The sequence below is a fragment of the Mesorhizobium sp. M6A.T.Ce.TU.016.01.1.1 genome (assembly GCF_003997065.1).
GTDB classification, from domain to species: domain Bacteria; phylum Pseudomonadota; class Alphaproteobacteria; order Rhizobiales; family Rhizobiaceae; genus Mesorhizobium; species Mesorhizobium mediterraneum.
This window is the reverse complement of the sequence record NZ_RZTJ01000001.1, coordinates 269,347-284,963: the sequence shown is the minus strand read 5'-3', so window position 1 is coordinate 284,963 and position 15,617 is coordinate 269,347. Positions and strand designations below refer to the sequence as shown.

19 protein-coding genes are annotated in these 15,617 nt (G+C 62.7%); 11 read left to right on the top strand and 8 right to left on the bottom strand.

Annotation, left to right across the window (positions count from 1 at the left end; all coding sequences use genetic code 11):
• Positions 1 to 27: 27 nt before the first annotated feature.
• The 8 genes from ruvA to EOC94_RS01445 all read right to left on the bottom strand — a co-directional run bounded on the left by ruvA (position 28) and on the right by EOC94_RS01445 (position 4,981).
• The gene (gene ruvA, locus EOC94_RS01480) at positions 28 to 648 is read right to left on the bottom strand and encodes a Holliday junction branch migration protein RuvA (protein WP_127288382.1); all 621 of its coding nucleotides are present in this window, start codon (positions 646 to 648) and stop codon (positions 28 to 30) included.
• Between the two features lie 27 nt (positions 649 to 675).
• Positions 676 to 1,095 carry a type II toxin-antitoxin system VapC family toxin gene (locus EOC94_RS01475; protein WP_127288381.1) on the bottom strand — a complete coding sequence of 140 codons (420 nt, stop codon included), beginning with the start codon at positions 1,093 to 1,095 and terminating at the stop codon, positions 676 to 678.
• Positions 1,073 to 1,342, bottom strand: coding sequence for an AbrB/MazE/SpoVT family DNA-binding domain-containing protein (locus EOC94_RS01470; protein WP_126104535.1), 270 nt, complete (start codon positions 1,340 to 1,342; stop codon positions 1,073 to 1,075). The genes EOC94_RS01475 and EOC94_RS01470 overlap by 23 nt, the downstream gene beginning before the upstream one ends.
• 159 nt (positions 1,343 to 1,501) lie before the next feature.
• A complete protein-coding gene (gene ruvC / locus EOC94_RS01465) occupies positions 1,502 to 2,008 on the bottom strand; it encodes a crossover junction endodeoxyribonuclease RuvC (RefSeq protein ID WP_127288380.1) in 507 nt (168 codons plus the stop codon).
• A 75-nt stretch (positions 2,009 to 2,083) separates the two neighbouring features.
• A complete protein-coding gene (locus tag EOC94_RS01460; RefSeq protein ID WP_095487415.1) occupies positions 2,084 to 2,614 on the bottom strand; it encodes a DUF1465 family protein in 531 nt (176 codons plus the stop codon).
• A 389-nt stretch (positions 2,615 to 3,003) separates the two neighbouring features.
• Entirely contained in the window at positions 3,004 to 3,408 is a 405-nt protein-coding gene (locus EOC94_RS01455; RefSeq protein ID WP_126104533.1) for a hypothetical protein, read from the bottom strand.
• 255 nt (positions 3,409 to 3,663) lie between these two features.
• Positions 3,664 to 4,434, bottom strand: coding sequence for a sulfite exporter TauE/SafE family protein (locus EOC94_RS01450; protein ID WP_126104532.1), 771 nt, complete (start codon positions 4,432 to 4,434; stop codon positions 3,664 to 3,666).
• 97 nt (positions 4,435 to 4,531) lie between these two features.
• Positions 4,532 to 4,981, bottom strand: coding sequence for an Lrp/AsnC family transcriptional regulator (locus tag EOC94_RS01445; protein WP_095487421.1), 450 nt, complete (start codon positions 4,979 to 4,981; stop codon positions 4,532 to 4,534).
• Positions 4,982 to 5,114: 133 nt separating this feature from the next.
• Here EOC94_RS01445 and EOC94_RS01440 point away from each other — a divergent pair, with 133 nt between their 5' ends.
• From EOC94_RS01440 to EOC94_RS01390, 11 genes are all read left to right on the top strand, one after another.
• Complete coding sequence (locus tag EOC94_RS01440; protein ID WP_127288379.1) at positions 5,115 to 6,044, top strand: DMT family transporter; 930 nt, start codon at positions 5,115 to 5,117, stop codon at positions 6,042 to 6,044.
• A 134-nt stretch (positions 6,045 to 6,178) separates the two neighbouring features.
• A complete protein-coding gene (locus EOC94_RS01435) occupies positions 6,179 to 6,826 on the top strand; it encodes a thiamine phosphate synthase (protein ID WP_126104530.1) in 648 nt (215 codons plus the stop codon).
• Positions 6,827 to 6,887: 61 nt separating this feature from the next.
• Positions 6,888 to 7,859 (top strand): tetratricopeptide repeat protein, encoded by a 972-nt coding sequence (locus EOC94_RS01430; protein ID WP_126107322.1) that lies wholly within the window; start codon positions 6,888 to 6,890, stop codon positions 7,857 to 7,859.
• 113 nt (positions 7,860 to 7,972) lie between these two features.
• Positions 7,973 to 8,539, top strand: a complete 567-nt coding sequence (gene efp, locus EOC94_RS01425; protein ID WP_095487427.1) for an elongation factor P — start codon at positions 7,973 to 7,975, stop codon at positions 8,537 to 8,539.
• Between the two features lie 40 nt (positions 8,540 to 8,579).
• Entirely contained in the window at positions 8,580 to 9,380 is an 801-nt protein-coding gene (locus EOC94_RS01420) for an inositol monophosphatase family protein (RefSeq protein ID WP_095487429.1), read from the top strand.
• 146 nt (positions 9,381 to 9,526) lie between these two features.
• Positions 9,527 to 10,219, top strand: coding sequence for a hemolysin III family protein (locus tag EOC94_RS01415; RefSeq protein ID WP_127288378.1), 693 nt, complete (start codon positions 9,527 to 9,529; stop codon positions 10,217 to 10,219).
• Between the two features lie 105 nt (positions 10,220 to 10,324).
• Positions 10,325 to 11,350 carry a MotA/TolQ/ExbB proton channel family protein gene (locus EOC94_RS01410; RefSeq protein ID WP_095487693.1) on the top strand — a complete coding sequence of 342 codons (1,026 nt, stop codon included), beginning with the start codon at positions 10,325 to 10,327 and terminating at the stop codon, positions 11,348 to 11,350.
• Between the two features lies 1 nt (position 11,351).
• Entirely contained in the window at positions 11,352 to 12,383 is a 1,032-nt protein-coding gene (locus EOC94_RS01405) for a peptidoglycan -binding protein (protein WP_127288377.1), read from the top strand.
• A gap of 357 nt (positions 12,384 to 12,740) precedes the next feature.
• The gene (locus EOC94_RS01400; protein ID WP_348627368.1) at positions 12,741 to 13,037 is read left to right on the top strand and encodes a hypothetical protein; all 297 of its coding nucleotides are present in this window, start codon (positions 12,741 to 12,743) and stop codon (positions 13,035 to 13,037) included.
• Positions 13,038 to 13,435: 398 nt separating this feature from the next.
• Positions 13,436 to 13,858, top strand: coding sequence for a hypothetical protein (locus tag EOC94_RS01395; RefSeq protein WP_127288376.1), 423 nt, complete (start codon positions 13,436 to 13,438; stop codon positions 13,856 to 13,858).
• Positions 13,859 to 14,129: 271 nt separating this feature from the next.
• Positions 14,130 to 15,617 carry a carboxypeptidase M32 gene (locus tag EOC94_RS01390; RefSeq protein WP_127288375.1) on the top strand — a complete coding sequence of 496 codons (1,488 nt, stop codon included), beginning with the start codon at positions 14,130 to 14,132 and terminating at the stop codon, positions 15,615 to 15,617.

Genomic DNA, 15,617 nt, shown 5'->3' with positions numbered 1-15,617 from the left:
AGGGCAGGGAGCTGGACAAGCGTAGACTCACCGCGCCAGTTCCTTCAGCCCGAAGCGGATCAGCTTCGACGCATCCGCGTCCCCACCGGCGCTTTTCAGCGCTGCCGCCACCGCATTGGCGGCGGTATCGCGCGAATAGCCGAGATTGACCAGCGCCGAGACGGCGTCGGTGATCGGCGCCGGCGCGACGCCTTCGCCGAGCTCCTGCTTCAGGCCGATGGTGCCGGAGGCAGTGCCCGCGTAGGCCGGCGCCTTATTCTTCAGTTCGGTGACGATGCGCTCGGCCACCTTTTTGCCAACGCCCGGCGCGCGGCTAACCATGGCAATATCACGTAGCGCGATGGCATTGGCGAGATCGGCCGGCGCCAGCGTCGACAGGATGGCCAGCGCCACCTTGGCGCCGACGCCCTGCACATTGCTCATCAACAGCCGGAACCACTCGCGCTCGAGCACCGACTGGAAACCGTAGAGCCGCAGCATGTCCTCGCGCACATAGGTCTCGATGAACAGCACCACCGCCTCGCCGGGTGCCGGCAAAGCGGCAAGCGTGCGCGCCGAGCAGTGGGCGACATAGCCGACGCCGTGCACATCGACGATGCAGAAATCCTCGTCGATCTCGTCGAGCGTGCCTTTGAGCTTGCCGATCATGCCAAGGCTCTCATGGATACAAGGCCCTCATGGATAGGTTTCCGGAGACATGATGTCGAGGTCCGGGAAGTAGCTGCGATAGCGCGCGGCATCGCGTGTCAGCAGACGATGTCCCGCAACGACGGCGTGGGCTCCAATAAAGAAATCCGGCAGCGTTCGTTCGCGGAGCCCCCCTGCGCGGCGATATCGGGAATGCGTGACGCCGGCAAGGAACGCCGCTTCCCATGGCAAGAGTTCGCGATCCACCTTGAGCGTCTCGACTGCTTTACGAAGTGCGGCTTCCGTCGCTATCAGCGGCGCGAGTTCGGACCAGACGATTGTGTTGATAACGAGTGCGCCATCGCGCCGGCATGCGGTGATCGCCGACGCCGACCACTTCGTCGCCCGTCCGGCAGGACCCCAAACGTCGATCAGGACATTTGTGTCAATCAATGTCGAGATCTTCACGTGGACCCCTCAGCCACTCGATGTACTCGTCTGCCGTCATCCCTCCCAGATCCAGCGTGCCGGCCATCTGATCGAGCAGCCGGCTGAAGCTACGGGAAGCCTCCTCTTCGGAAATGTTCTCGTTGACCGCAACGACACGAACTCCATCGTCAGTGGGCAAGAACTCCACCTCCGAGCCTGGGCCGATGCCCAGGCGATCCCGTATCTCTTTCGGGATCGTCACCTGTCCTTTGGTTGTCACCCGCATGGTAATACCTCTCAGGTATTACTTATTGCCAACCCTGAGAACAAGTCAAGAACAAACTTATCGTATCGTTCCGAAATCGGAATCGATTTTCGGAAAGCACGATGCGTAGATTCAAAGTGCTAGAACGTGCTTTGTGCGTCCAAATGGACGCTCGTCGCTCTAGGCGAGCGCCATCCTATAGGCAACACTCTGCCGGTGATGCGCATGGCAGATGGCAATGGCCAGCGCGTCGGCGGCATCGTCGGTATCGAAAGTCGCCTTCGGCATCAGCACCTTGACCATCATGTGGATCTGCTTCTTGTCGCCATGACCGACGCCGATCACCGCCTTCTTGACGGCGTTGGGCGCATATTCGGCAACGACCAGGCCTGCCCGCGCCGGCACCAGCATGGCGATGCCGCGCGCTTGGCCGAGCTTCAGCGTCGCTGCCGCATCCTTGTTGACGAAAGTCTGCTCGACCGCCGCCTCGTGCGGCATGGCGGCATGCAGGATCTCGGCGAGCCCATCATGCAACTGGCAAAGACGCGTCGCCAGCGCCGCCTTGTCGTCGGAACGCACGGTGCCGGAGGCGACGAAGCGCAGCGAATTGCCGAGGCTCTCGACGATGCCCCAGCCGGTGCGCCTCAGCCCCGGATCGATGCCGATGATGCGAATCGTTTCCCCCATCCGCCAAGTCTACCCCTGGCGGACAGCGATGCCAGCGAAATGTGAACAAACCAGAAACGAAGAAGCAATTGCCTGTCAGCCGCGGGCAAAAGCCGTGTTGAGCAGCGTGATCTGATCGGAAACCGGATTGACCCGGCGGCCGGATGGCGACACGTCAGGCACGGCGCCGCCGTAGATTTCCTCGTCCATGCGACGCACCAGCGCCTGCAGGCGCAGCGAACGGTTGATGAGGTCAAGAAAATCCTTGGGCAATTCGACCCAGCCTGCGGCATCGTTGTTGGCGGAAGCGGTGTCGAGACGCACCTTGGATTTTTCGGAAGCAACCTGATCGCGGGTCATCTCTCCGGAATTCGCCGCACGCTGCAAGAGCAGCCAGGAAGCGACCTGCATCAGCCTTGTGGTCAGTCGCATCGACTCGGCCGCATAGAGCGTCGCCGCCAGCCTGGATAATTTCTTCGCCTCGGCCCGGCCCTTGCCGTCCAGATATTCGGCCGCCTGCTCGACCAGGCCCATGCCTTCCTGGTAGAGCGGCTTGAAGGATTGGGAGAAAACCCGGCGCTCCGCCAGCTTGATGGTTTTCGCGCTTCCCTTCGAAGTCTCGTTCATCGATACGCCCTGCACTTGCCTTACAGCCGGCCGAATCGGCGTCATCGCCGTCACGTCCTGCACCCTATATGACCGAGGCTTGAAAATGCGCTTCGGAGCGGGTGAAGGCAAGCACATGTTTAACAAACGGTTAACGGCGGCGCAGACGCCCGGGCAATCCGGATTGCGGGCAAAAAAAGAGCCGCGGATAAGGCGGCTCTCAGGAGTTTAACAGGGAGGCGTCAAACAAAGTGGCTCCAACCACTCGGTAAGAATCCAGATCACTGGATGCACATAGTAAACGCCTGTAAAGCTTAATGAAGCCTTAACGGCGCGGATATTTTTTGAGCTAGCGCCGCCCGCCTGTGCCGTAACAGCACATGCTCAGGCCCGGGCTCAACCCTTTGGGCTCAGGCCTTTTGCGCCTCAGGAAGCCGCTCGGCTTTCCAAACCACCGGCAGTGCGATGTAGGCAAACAGCAGCAATCCCGCGTAAAAGCCCATCGAGGACGTTGCCACCAGTGGCTCGATCGCCGGGTTTCCGCCAAGCATGATGTAAAGGCCGATCAACAGGCCGATGCCACTGATTGCCGTCAACCAGAAATGGACAGTAGCGAGCGTCTTTTGCCCGACTGCCGGAAACAGATGGTAAAAGAAGGCGAACACCGCCGACATCAGCCATCCGGCCACCATGATGTGGGCGTGGGTCGGCATCTGCGCATGGTCTTTGCTGATCGCCATCTCAAGGCCAAGCGCCATCCCGAACATCGCGTAGATGACGGCCAGCGTGAAGAAATTTCGTGCTACCTTTTGCATAGTATCCCCCGATTTGCCTTTTCCCGTTATGGGAATGGGTTGAATTCAGGCGGTCGACCCGCCACCGGGGTCCCCGGCATCGGCGCATTAGCATCGGCAATGTTTCTGGACGATGTCGCGTGGCGCCCGACCCTTCCCGGCGCTGTCAGAATAGCAGAAAACAGCGTGACGCGCTTGCGCAATCGTTGAACGATGCCGGTGCCGAGTGCCGCCCGAACTTTGCCGTGAAGCTGACGGCAACTCGGCCACGGCGATCTATAGAAGGCCGGCGATCCCGTCCCACAGAAGCTTGACCGCGACGACCGCCACGGTCGCGTAGGTGAAGGGGTAGAACAGTTCCGGCCGCATCCGCCGCACCAGCCAGGCGCCGGCGATGGTCGAAAGCGGCGCCAGCGGTACCAGAACCGCCGACGCGGTCAGGTTGGTGGTGTCGAACTGTCCGAGCGCGAAATAGGGGATGAGCTTCAAAGCATTGGTGGCGGCAAAGAAGATTGCGGCGGTGCCCGACAGCACTTTCGGATCGAGCCGGATCGGCAGCGCATACACTTGGAATGGTGGGCCGCCGACATGGGCGACGAAGCTGGTGAAGCCGGCGACCGTCCCCCAGAAAGCGGCAGCGGCGCGGTTGGGCTCGGCTGAGTGGTTTGCACCGTGCCGCATCTGTAGATAGACCCAGCGAAGCACGAAGATAATCGCCACGGCGCCGACGATCAGCCGCACCATTTCCGCTGTCACCAGCGCCGCGGTCAGCCAGCCGAGGCCGATGCCGATCACCGCGCCTGGCATCATGTCTATAAGCATCTTGCGGTCGTAGACACGCCACCATGTCCACACCGAGACGATGTCCATCAGGCACAGTATAGGCAGCAGGATGGCGGCGGCCTGCACCGGCGGCATGGCCAGCGCCATCAGCGGCACGCCGACGAAGCCGACCGCACCGCCAAAGCCGCCCTTGGACAGACCGACCAGGATGACGGCTGGAATGGCGGCGGCATAGAACCACGGATCGAGAAGCAGGCCTGACATCGGAGGGGAGCAGTTGGAGGGAAGGTCGGGCTCTGGAATAGACCAGAAATGGTCACGCCGCGACCGCAAAATATGTACGCGATGCCACCGGAGCCTGTCAGATGTTTGGCATGTCGAGCGGTGGCGGGCGCCTCCGGATCGGCTGCGCCTTGATGATGGCTGTGCTGGTTTCGGCCTTGTCGGCGATACGGTCGAGGAGCTTGTCGAGATCGCCGATCGAGCGCACGAACAGCCGGGCAACAAAGCAATCGTCGCCCGTCACCTTGTCGCATTCGCCAAACTCCGGGATCTCCTCGATCAGCTTCTGGACGATATGCAGCTTGCCCGGCAAGGGCCGGATGCGAACGATCGCCTGCAAGGTGTAGCCGAGCGCTTGGGGATCGATCTCGACGGTGAAAGCCCTGATAACGCCGCGATCCTCGAGACGTCGGAGCCGCTCCGAAACGCTTGGCGACGACAACCCGACCTGCTGGGCCAACTCCTTCAGCGAGGTTCGTGAATCCCGGATCAGGATGTCGAGAAGCTTTTTGTCCAGGTCGTCCAGCATTTTACGATCCTCAATCGAAAACGAGATTTGCCTCACTTAATTAGGCAAAGCAGGGATAACACCTTCTGCAAATCATGGAAAGCGCCGGAACCATGTGAGATTATCAAGTCTCAACAGATCTCAGGGGTATTTCATGGACAGCACGGTGCGTGGCACGATCGAAATGACGGCCGCAATGACGATCCTGGGCACGATCGGATGGTTCGTCGTCATGTCGGGCCAGCCCATCATGGACGTCGTCTTCTGGCGCTGTGCCTTCGGCGCGATAACGCTGCTGATCATCTGCGCTGCCTTGGGGCTGCTGCGCGGCAGGCTGTCACTGCGCATCGTGGCGATCGCGGCTCTGGGGGGTGCTGCCATCGTCGTCAACTGGCTGCTCCTGTTCAGCTCGTTTTCCCGCGCCTCGATCTCGATCGCCACGGCTGTCTACAACACGCAGCCCTTCATGCTGGTCGGCTTTGGCGCGCTCTTCTTCTCAGAGCGGCTGACCATGACAAAGCTGGCCTGGCTTGGCATCGCCTTTACCGGCATGCTGCTGATCGTGCAAGGCTCGCCTGATGCCGGCTCCGATGCAGGCCCCAATACAGGTAATGTCGGCACGGATTATTTTACCGGTATCGCGATGGCGCTGGGTGCGGCTTTCTTCTGGGCCGTCGCCGCCATCGTCACCAAGAAGCTCAAAGGCACGCCACCGCACCTGATCGCCCTGATCCAGGTCTGCGTCGGCGTCGTCATGCTGGCACCCTTCGCCAATTTTTCCCAACTTCCCGCCGATGCGTGGAGCTGGAGCATGCTGGCGACGCTTGGCGTCGTCCATACCGGTCTGATGTACATCCTGATGTACGGCGCCATTCAGAAACTGCCGACGCATCTGCATGGGTCGCTGTCCTTCATCTACCCCGTGGTCGCGATTCTGGTCGATGTCGTCGCCTTCGGCCACCGGCTGCATCCGGCCCAGATCGTCGGCGCCGCCGCCATCCTGATCGCCGCCGCCGGCATGAATCTTGGCTGGACGCTGTGGAAATCGAAGACCCCAGCCGGGAGCACTCAGGCAATCAAGTGAGGCAAGAACGTCGCCGGACGACAATCCTGCGCCAATGATCCTGCCCCGCCCGCCTGTTCAAGGCCGGCACTTTGCTCTATGCCGCAATGCAACCATCTTCGCCCGGCATAGGCGAAAACCGGGATCGAAAACCAATGAACGACGCAACGCCTCCAAATCGCTGCCGCATCGTGCTGATCGCGCCGCCGGGCGTGTCGGCTGAGCGCATCGTTGCGGCGTTCGAGGGCGGCGACGTCGCCTCGCTTATCCTGCCCGAGAACGGCATGGACGAGGCCTCCTTCCAGGCCTTCGCGGAACAGATAGTGCCGGCGGCGCAAGCGGCAGGCGTTGCCGTCGTCATTGCCGGCGACACCCGCATCGCCGGCCGCGTTCAGGCCGACGGCATCCATATCGAGGTCGGCAAGGCCGAACTCGCCGAGACGATCGAACGTTTTCAGGAAAAAATGATGGTCGGCACCGGCGGCGCCAAGACCCGCGACGATGCGCTGGAACTCGGTGAGCTCAGGCCCGACTACATCTTCTTCGGCCGTTTCGGCTACGACAACAAGCCGGAGCCGCACCCACGCAACCTGTCGCTGGGGCAATGGTGGGCAGATGTGATCCAGATTCCTTGTATCGTCATGGCCGGGTCCGACATCGCCTCGGTGGAAGCGGTGGCTGCCACCGGCGCCGAATTCGTGGCGCTGTCCAGCGCCATCTTTGCCGAAGGCGTCGATCCAAAGATGGCAGTCGCCAGCGCCAATACGCTGCTCGACGAGGCCGCGCCGCGTTTCGAGGACTGACGTGCCCACGCGGACAATCCTTTTCGGTGCTTTGCTTGTGGCGCTCGCGGTGCAGACCGCCATGGCGGAAACCGTCCCATTGCCGCAAGCCAAGCCCAACGTCGGTGCAAAGACGGACAAGCCGATCGCCACGCCGCTGCCGCAGCCTGCCACCACGGCCCCGCTGCCGTCGGCCGACGCCATCAATCCGGATCGCTTTGGTGCAAAGCCGTCGGATTCTGCCTATGGCGCCTTCCAGCGCGGCCTTTACAAGACGGCCTACAACCTCGCCTTGGCTCGCGCCCAGAACGGCGATCCGGCGGCGCAGACGCTAGTCGCCGAGATATTGTCGCGCGGTCTTGGCATGCCGGTCAACGCGGCGGAGGCGGCAAAGTGGTACGCGCTTGCCGCCGAGCAGGGCGTACCGGAATCGCAGTTCCAGTATGCGCTGATGCTGCTCGACGGCCGCTACGTCAAGAAGGACGAAAAGGGGGCCTACGCGCTGATGCAGGCCGCCGCCGAGGCCGGAAATCGTCTGGCGCAGTTCAATTTCGCGCAGCTGCTGGTCCAGCAGGATCCCGGCGATGCCGGCATCGCAAAGGCCGTGTCCTACTATCAGCGCGCCGCCGCTACCGGCCTTGCCGACGCGCAGTATGCGATGGCGCAGGTCTATGCCAATGGCGTCGGCGGCAAGCCGCGCGACGATGTCCAGGCGCGAGGCCTGCTGGCACAGGCAGCACGGCAGAACTACGATACGGCACAGATCGATCTCGCCGCCTGGATGATCGAAGGACGTGGTGGCGCCCGCGACCTGAAGTCCGGCTTCGGCTGGATGAAGCAGGCCGCCGAAGGCGGCAATGTCGCCGCCCAGAACCGCCTCGCCAAGCTTTACATGGGCGGCATCGGCACCGATCCGGATCCGATCCTTGCCGGCGCCTGGTACGTCGTCGCCCGCCGTGCCGGGCTCATCGACCCGCAGATGGACGATTTTCTGCAGGGCCTGACCGACGACCAGACGAAGCAGGCACTGCAGAAGGCCAACCGCCTGCCGTAGAGCGCCACGGGATGGCTGTGCGCCCGCCACTCCCTTGCCTCTCCCGGAGATTTGTGGTCTTGGAGGCACCAAATCGCTTTCATTGCGAAAATCTCATCCCGGATCACATCCTCATGGCCAAGATCAATGGCAACGAAATCCGTCCCGGCAACGTCATCGAGCATGATGGCGGCCTTTGGGTGGCGGTCAGGACCAATCACGTCAAGCCCGGCAAGGGCGGCGCCTATAACCAGGTCGAACTGAAGAACCTGATCAACGGCACCAAGCTCAACGAGCGTTTCCGCTCCGCCGAAACCGTCGAACAGATCCGGCTGGAGATGAAGGATTTCTCCTTCCTGTACGAGCAGGGCGAAGCGCTGGTATTCATGGATACCGAAAGCTACGAGCAGCTTGAATTGCAGAAGGACTTCGTCGGCGACCGCGCCGCCTTCCTGCAGGACGGCATGATGGTGACGGTCCAGCTCTATGACGAAAGGCCGATCGGCATTTCGCTGCCCGACCAGGTGACGCTGACCATCACCGAGGCCGATCCGGTGGTGAAGGGCCAGACCGCGGCCTCGTCCTACAAGCCGGCGATACTTGAGAACGGCATCCGCGTGCTGGTGCCGCCCTTCATCGGTTCGGGCGAGCGCATCATCGTCGACACCAACGAAATCACTTACGTGCGCCGCGCCGACTAAGGCGCCGGCAGCAGGAAGAAGCGCAGCAGGAAGAAGCACAATGGCGCGTTCCGCGATCCTCAATGTCATGGTCCAGGCCGCCATGAAGGCCGGCCGCTCGCTGTCGCGCGATTTCGGCGAAGTGCAGAACCTGCAAGTCTCGATGAAGGGCCCGGGCGACTATGTCAGCCAGGCCGACCGCAAGGCCGAGGACATCCTCTTCACCGAGTTGTCGAAGGCGCGGCCCGGCTATGCCTTCCTGATGGAGGAGCGCGGCCTGATCGAAGGCGACGACGGCCAGCACCGCTGGATCGTCGACCCGCTCGACGGCACCACCAATTTCCTGCACGGCATTCCGATGTTCGCCATCTCGATCGCGCTGGAGCGCCAGGGCCAGATCGTTGCCGGTGTCGTTTACAATCCGGCGATGGACGAGCTCTACACCGCCGAGCGCGGCGGCGGCGCCTTCATGAACGACCGCCGCCTGCGGGTCGCCGGCCGCACCAAGCTGATCGACACGGTGATCGGCTGCGGCGTGCCGCATCTCGGCCGCGGCCAGCACGGCAATTTCCTGGTCGAGCTACGCAACGTGATGGCCGAAGTCTCGGGCGTGCGCCGCCTCGGCTCCGCCTCGCTCGATCTCGCCTACGTCGCGGCCGGCCGCATGGACGGGTTCTGGGAAACCGGCCTGTCGGCCTGGGACGTTGCCGCCGGCATCCTGCTGATCCGCGAGGCGGGCGGCTTCATCTCCGACTTCGCCGGCGGGCAGAACATGCTGGATGGCGGCTCGGTCGTCGCCGGCAACGAGATCATTCAGCGGGCGCTGTTGAAGACCGTCCGGAAGCCGGTGGCGCCGCGCTAGATCAAAAAGATAGAGTCCCATCCCGATTCTATCGGATCGGGCTCTAGCGGACTTGGCGCGCTGAACCGCCGCAGTCGCAAAACCGCAACCAAAGCTTGAAATACTGTCCTGCATCCGCCCAGATAAGAGGTGATGCAGGATTGTTCATGACGGACATCGGGCCAGAATCCCAGATCGAAATTCCCTTCATGGGACGCTGGCACTATTCGCGCGCCGAAATGATCGCCGACGGCGTCGTCCATGCGGTGGGCATCGTGTTGGCCATTGCCGCCGGCTCGGCGCTGCTGGCGCTGGCTGCCTTCCATACCGGTCCGGGCGAATACATCGCCGCCGCTTTCTACGTGGTTTCGCTGCTCACCGTGCTGTCGGTATCGCTGGCTTACAATCTGTGGCCGGTGTCGTCGCCAGCCAAGTGGATATTGCGGCGCTTCGACCATGCCGCGATCTACCTGCTGATCGCCGCGACCTATACGCCCTTCCTCGCGCAGCTCGACGGCTCGCCGCTGACCATCTCGATGATCGTCCTGGTCTGGGCTGCTGCAGCGATCGGCATCGCCATCAAAGTGCTTCTTCCCGGCCGCTTCGACCGGCTGGCGATCGTCTTCTATCTCGCCATCGGCTGGAGCGGCATCGTTCTTGTCGAGCCGCTGGTCCAGACATTGCCGACGACATCGATCGCGCTGATCGTTGCCGGCGGGATCGTCTATTCCTGCGGCGTCATCTTCTTCGCCTGGAAGGGCCTGCGCTTCCACACTGCGCTGTGGCACGGCTTTGTCGTCACCGGCGCCGGCTTGCATCTGGCAGCCATGGTCGACTGCCTGGTCATCAATCGACTCTAACGCCAATGATCCGGTCGGCAATATTGCCACACGCCATTCAATTTCGTCATAATTCCGTTTAGAGTCGCGCTCAACGTGATCGGCGGCATCGGAAACGGCACACGGATGACTTTTTTCAAATCTTTCGGCATGGGCAAACGCTCCGACGTTCTGATGTACGACCCGCACAAATTGTCGAGCCCGCAGGTCTTTCTCCTGACCATGGTCATCTTCCTGATGATCGTCGCCTTCATCGCCGCCATCCTGACCCGTCAGATCTCGAGCGCCTTCGTCACCAATCCCGGCCTCAACGGCCTGATCATCGGCGTGCTTGTCGTCGGCATCCTGCTGGCCTTCGTGCAGGTCGGCCGGCTGTTTCGCGAAGTGCGCTGGGTCAACTCATTTCGGGCCGGCTCCGAAACCACCGAACCGGTGCTGCTGGCGCCGATGAAGGCGATGATCGGCCGCTCGTCGACGATCGCCTTCTCGACCAGCTCGATGCGCACCATGCTCGATTCGATCGCCACCCGCCTTGACGAGACCCGTGACACCTCGCGCTACCTCGTCGGGCTGCTGGTGTTCCTTGGCCTGCTCGGCACCTTCTGGGGCCTGCTCAACACGATCGGCTCGATCCGCGAAACCATCGAGTCGCTCGATCCCGGCACCGGCGATGCCGCCGCCGTGCTCGAATCGCTGAAGCAGGGGCTTTCCGCGCCGCTGGCCGGCATGGGCACCGCCTTCTCGTCCTCGCTGTTCGGCCTGTCCGGCTCCCTGGTGCTCGGCTTCCTCGACCTGCAGGCTGGCCGCGCCCAGACGCGCTTCTACACCGAGCTCGAAAACTGGCTGTCCTCGGTCACCGACCTGTCGTCCGACATCGTCGTCGCCGATCCAGCCAAGACCGAATCCTCCGACGAGATCCGCGTCCTGTCTGAAAAACTGCGCAACATGCAGGAGAATGGCGGCGGCGCCAATCCGCGCGTCGCCACCGCCATGGCCAACCTTGCCGACGGCATTTCGGGCCTGGTCAAGAACATGCGCTCGGAGCAGCAGATCATGCGCGACTGGGTCGAGGCCCAATCGGACGAGCAGAAGGCGATGCGCACCACGCTGGAGAAGATCGCCGACGCCCTGAAGAAGCCTGGAGTCCATTAGCATGGCTCTCGCCAGGGGCCGGCGTAACGATCGCCGCATCGATTACTGGCCGGGCTTCGTCGACGCGCTGTCGACGTTGCTGCTGGCGATCATGTTCCTGCTCACGGTCTTCGTGCTGGCGCAGTTCCTGCTCGGTCGCGAAATCTCCGGCAAGGACACGGTGCTCAATCGCCTCAATTTGCAGATCAACGAACTGACCCAGCTTCTGGCGCTGGAGCGCTCGACGACGCAGGACAAGGAAGATTCGCTCGCCAATTTGCAGGCGTCGCTGTCGGCGTCGGAGGCGGAAAAGAGCCGGCTCGAGCAATTGCTGGCGCAAGGTGCGGGTGCCGGCGACGCGGCCAACCAGCGCGCCACGGCACTTTCGGGCGAACTCGACAGCCAGCGCCAGATCAGCCAACAGGCACTGAGCCAGGTTGAAATCCTCAACCAGCAGATCGCGGCGCTGCGCCGGCAGATCGGAGCGCTCGAAGAAGCGCTCAACGTGTCCGAAACGCGCGATCGCGAGTCCAACACCAAGATCGCCGATCTCGGCCGCCGCCTGAACGTCGCACTGGCGCAACGTGTGCAGGAACTGAACCGCTATCGGTCCGACTTCTTCGGGCGCTTACGCGAAATCCTCGCCGATCGCGAGAACATCCGCATCGTCGGCGACCGCTTCGTCTTCCAGTCGGAAGTGCTTTTCCCGACCGGCTCCGAAGTGATCAACGACGCCGGCAAGGTCGAGATGAAGAAGCTCGCCGACGCCATCATCGACCTGCAGAAGGAGATTCCGCCGGAGATCAACTGGGTGCTGCGCGTCGACGGCCACACCGACGACAAACCACTGTCCGGCACCGGCCGCTACCGCGACAATTGGGAATTGTCGACGGCGCGCTCGACCTCGGTGGTGAAGTTCCTGATCGAGAACGGCGTGCCGGCCAACCGGCTGGTTGCGGCCGGCTTCGGCGAATTCCAGCCGCTCGACCCCGCCGACACCGAAGACGCGCGCAACAAGAACCGCCGCATCGAGCTGAAACTGACCGAGCGTTGATCCAGACCGGGCAGGCTCAGGGCGAACGCGCGGATTTAGCGTGCCAGCGCAGACCGTCAAGGTCTGAAAAGATTACCTTTTTTTGATTACACTTTGCCGAGAACCGCTCCTAGGTTGTACCAAGGGGCCGAGAACCGCCGGCGGTGGAACCGCCCATCGCGACGCGACGGAACCGGACGGCCCACGGCCGGAAGGTGAGCGTCCCAACCGCCGCCTTCCCCAGTAAAAGGAGACGCAACCATGCGCTCTTTCACTCCCAAAACCCTCAGGCCCAAAAGCCTCAGGACTGCAACGCTTGCCGCACTTCTCGTCGCCGTTCCGTTTGCTGGCGCCTACGCCGGCCCGCGTGAGACAGCTTTGATCAATCAGATCCAGAGCGTGGATACGGGTATCCGGGCCGCCATGCAGGCGAACCAGCTCGAGCCGGGCGAGGCGCGTGACTTGCGCACGCAGATCACCCAACTTGATCGGGCCGCCCAGAGGGCGGCGCGAGATGGAACGATACCGGTCACGCAATATCAGCAGTTGCTGGCGCAGCTCGATGATGTGAGCCAAAAGCTGCGGGCTGCCACCGGCAGCGCCTTCCTTATCGGCAACGGCGCCGATGGCGGATATTATCCAAACGGCTACGGCCCAAATTATCCAAGGGGCTGAAATCATCCATTACAGCGCCGCAGTTGATCTTGCGCATGATCCTTTGATTTTGCGCATGATCCCTTCCGCAACGAAGGCCCGCTGATGCGGGCCTTCGTTGCTTGTCGGCAGGCTTTTATCTCGAATGCTGTGGGGAATGCGGGACACCAGACATCGGTTCGGGGGGCGATTTGTGGCGGAGCGGCGCCAGCTAGGGCGCCGGTTCGTGGTCAACAAGGCCTGAAAAGATTATATTTTTTTAATTACACTTTGCTGCGGCCCGCTCCTAGCCTCCGTTGCAAGGCCGAGAACCGCCGGCGATGCCCTCCCTCATCGCGACGCGACGGAACCGGACGGCCCGTGACCGGAAGGTGGAGCGACCCAAGCCGCCGTCTTCCCCGATAAAAGGAGACGCCGCCGTGCGCTCTTGCAAGACTCTCAGGACTGCAACCCTCACCGCATTTCTCATCGCCGTTCCGTTCGCGGGCGCCTACGCTGCCGGACATCACAAAGGCGCCCTCGACGAGGCCACGCCGACCGTTTTCTCCGGTCCGCGCGTGACGGGCTTGATCGATCAGGTTCAGGGCGTGGACAAGGGCATCGCGGACGCGAGGCAGGAGAACACGATCACGCCGGCCGAGGCACAAAGGCTGCACATGCGGGCGGCCCATATCAGCCAGGCCGCCGAGAGAGTGGCTACGACAGACCATGGCAGGATACCGGGCGCGCAATACCGGCAGTTGTTGCGCCGGCTCGATAATGTCGACCAGGCGCTGCTGTTCGACACTGGTAACGCCTTCAACATCGGCGACTACACCGATGGCGGAAATCCAAACGGCTGATCATATCGAGGAATGGACTGCCCGGCGCCCTCGGGGCTTTTGCCCCGCGGGCGCCTCTTTCATGACAGCGCCGCGCATCCTTTTGGGACGCGCAAAGGCCGGCGAGGCATATTGATCACGCCGTCCTCGCTTCCGCAGGATGCCCCTTGCTTCCGCCAGATCACGTCGAGGTATGGCGCGATCAAAGCGCCCGTCGCAAAACGGCCTTCAGGGTTGCCAATGCCCGCGCATTGGTATCTTTTCCCGCCGTTCAAATTCAGCGGAACCTGCCATGTCCTTTCAAAAACTCGACGACCTCGGCCACAAGCTCGAAGCGCTGGAACATGCGCTCGCCATTCTCGGTGCTGACGAGGCGACCCATATGGCCGTCGGCGGCGGCGAGAAGCGCGCCGAGGCGATGTCGGCGCTGGCCGGCATGCATCACGCCAGAGCGACCGCGCCGGAGATCGCCGACTGGATCGCGGCGGCCGAACAGGAAACGCTGAACGAGGAACAGCAGGCAGCGGTCAAGGAGTTCCGGCGGCAATACACCAACCTGACCTGCCTGCCGGTCGAATTCGTCGAGCGCCAAACGACGGCGCGCATGCGCTCCGAGCAGCTCTGGCGCGACCTGCGCGCGAAAAACGACTGGGCAGGGTTTTTGCCGGCGCTCGAAGGCGTCGTGGCGCTGGTGCGCGAGGAAGCAGCGCTTCGCGCCGACGTGCTCGGCCTCGATCCGTATGACGCGCTGATGGAGCAATATGATCCCGGCAACCGCGCCGCCGACATCACGCCGGTCTTCGCCGAGTTGAAGACATTCCTCAGGGATTTCGTGCCGGAGGCACTGGCCGTGCAGGAAAAGCGGCTGACGAAGCGCCCGCTGAAGCCACTTTCGGGCAGCTATGCGATCGAAAAGCAGCGCGAGCTTGGCCTCGCCATGATGGCGGCGGTCGGCTTCGACCTGACGCACGGCTCGCTTTCGGTGTCGCATCATCCGTTCTGCGGCGGCGTGCCGAGCGACGTGCGCATCACCACCCGCTACAAGACCTCCGACTTCCTGTCGGCGCTGATGGGCGTGCTGCACGAGACCGGCCACGCGCTTTACGAGCAGAACCTGCCGAAGTCGTGGGCGCACTGGCCGCTCGGCAAGGCGCGCGGCATGGCCGTGCATGAAAGCCAGAGCTTGTTCGTCGAGAAGCAGATCGGTCGCAATCCGGAATTCTGGCGCTGGGCGCTGCCGGTGGTCGAAAGGCACCTCGGCGAGGCCTGGTCGATCGACGACATCCTGCCGCATGTGCATCGGGTCGAGCGCGGCCTGATCCGCGTCGACGCCGACGAGGTCACCTATCCGCTGCACGTCATCCTGCGCTTCGAGTTGGAGCAGGAGCTTGTCTCGGGGCGGCTGGAGGCTGCCGACCTGCCCGAGGCCTGGGACGCCAAGATGCGCGACTATCTCGGTCTGTCGACATCGGACAACCCGGCCGACGGGCCGATGCAGGACGTGCACTGGCCGGGTGCCGCCTTTGGCTATTTCCCCTCCTACACGCTGGGCGCCATGATGGCGGCACAGCAATGGGCGGCGCTGACCAGAGACCATCCCTCCGCCGACGAGGATCTCGCCAAGGGAGATTTCGCGGCGATCAACGACTGGCGCCGGCAAAAGATCTGGTCGCAAGGCTCGCGCTGGTCGACGCCCCACCTGCTCGAACGCGCCACCGGCGAGAAACTGAACGCCGTGTATTTCACGGAGCACCTGAAGAAGCGCTACGGAGCGGTGTGA

Coding starts and splice junctions, on each gene's coding strand:
- EOC94_RS01405 (WP_127288377.1), top strand. CDS start 11,352: ATGGCTCTCGCCAGGGGCCGGCGTAACGATCGCCGCATCGATTACTGG.
- EOC94_RS01420 (WP_095487429.1), top strand. CDS start 8,580: ATGGCGCGTTCCGCGATCCTCAATGTCATGGTCCAGGCCGCCATGAAG.
- EOC94_RS01390 (WP_127288375.1), top strand. CDS start 14,130: ATGTCCTTTCAAAAACTCGACGACCTCGGCCACAAGCTCGAAGCGCTG.
- EOC94_RS01445 (WP_095487421.1), bottom strand. CDS start 4,981: ATGCTGGACGACCTGGACAAAAAGCTTCTCGACATCCTGATCCGGGAT.
- EOC94_RS01440 (WP_127288379.1), top strand. CDS start 5,115: ATGGACAGCACGGTGCGTGGCACGATCGAAATGACGGCCGCAATGACG.
- ruvC (WP_127288380.1), bottom strand. CDS start 2,008: ATGGGGGAAACGATTCGCATCATCGGCATCGATCCGGGGCTGAGGCGC.
- ruvA (WP_127288382.1), bottom strand. CDS start 648: ATGATCGGCAAGCTCAAAGGCACGCTCGACGAGATCGACGAGGATTTC.
- EOC94_RS01415 (WP_127288378.1), top strand. CDS start 9,527: ATGACGGACATCGGGCCAGAATCCCAGATCGAAATTCCCTTCATGGGA.
- EOC94_RS01470 (WP_126104535.1), bottom strand. CDS start 1,342: ATGCGGGTGACAACCAAAGGACAGGTGACGATCCCGAAAGAGATACGG.
- efp (WP_095487427.1), top strand. CDS start 7,973: ATGGCCAAGATCAATGGCAACGAAATCCGTCCCGGCAACGTCATCGAG.
- EOC94_RS01450 (WP_126104532.1), bottom strand. CDS start 4,434: ATGTCAGGCCTGCTTCTCGATCCGTGGTTCTATGCCGCCGCCATTCCA.
- EOC94_RS01410 (WP_095487693.1), top strand. CDS start 10,325: ATGACTTTTTTCAAATCTTTCGGCATGGGCAAACGCTCCGACGTTCTG.
- EOC94_RS01455 (WP_126104533.1), bottom strand. CDS start 3,408: ATGCAAAAGGTAGCACGAAATTTCTTCACGCTGGCCGTCATCTACGCG.
- EOC94_RS01460 (WP_095487415.1), bottom strand. CDS start 2,614: ATGAACGAGACTTCGAAGGGAAGCGCGAAAACCATCAAGCTGGCGGAG.
- EOC94_RS01435 (WP_126104530.1), top strand. CDS start 6,179: ATGAACGACGCAACGCCTCCAAATCGCTGCCGCATCGTGCTGATCGCG.
- EOC94_RS01430 (WP_126107322.1), top strand. CDS start 6,888: ATGGCGGAAACCGTCCCATTGCCGCAAGCCAAGCCCAACGTCGGTGCA.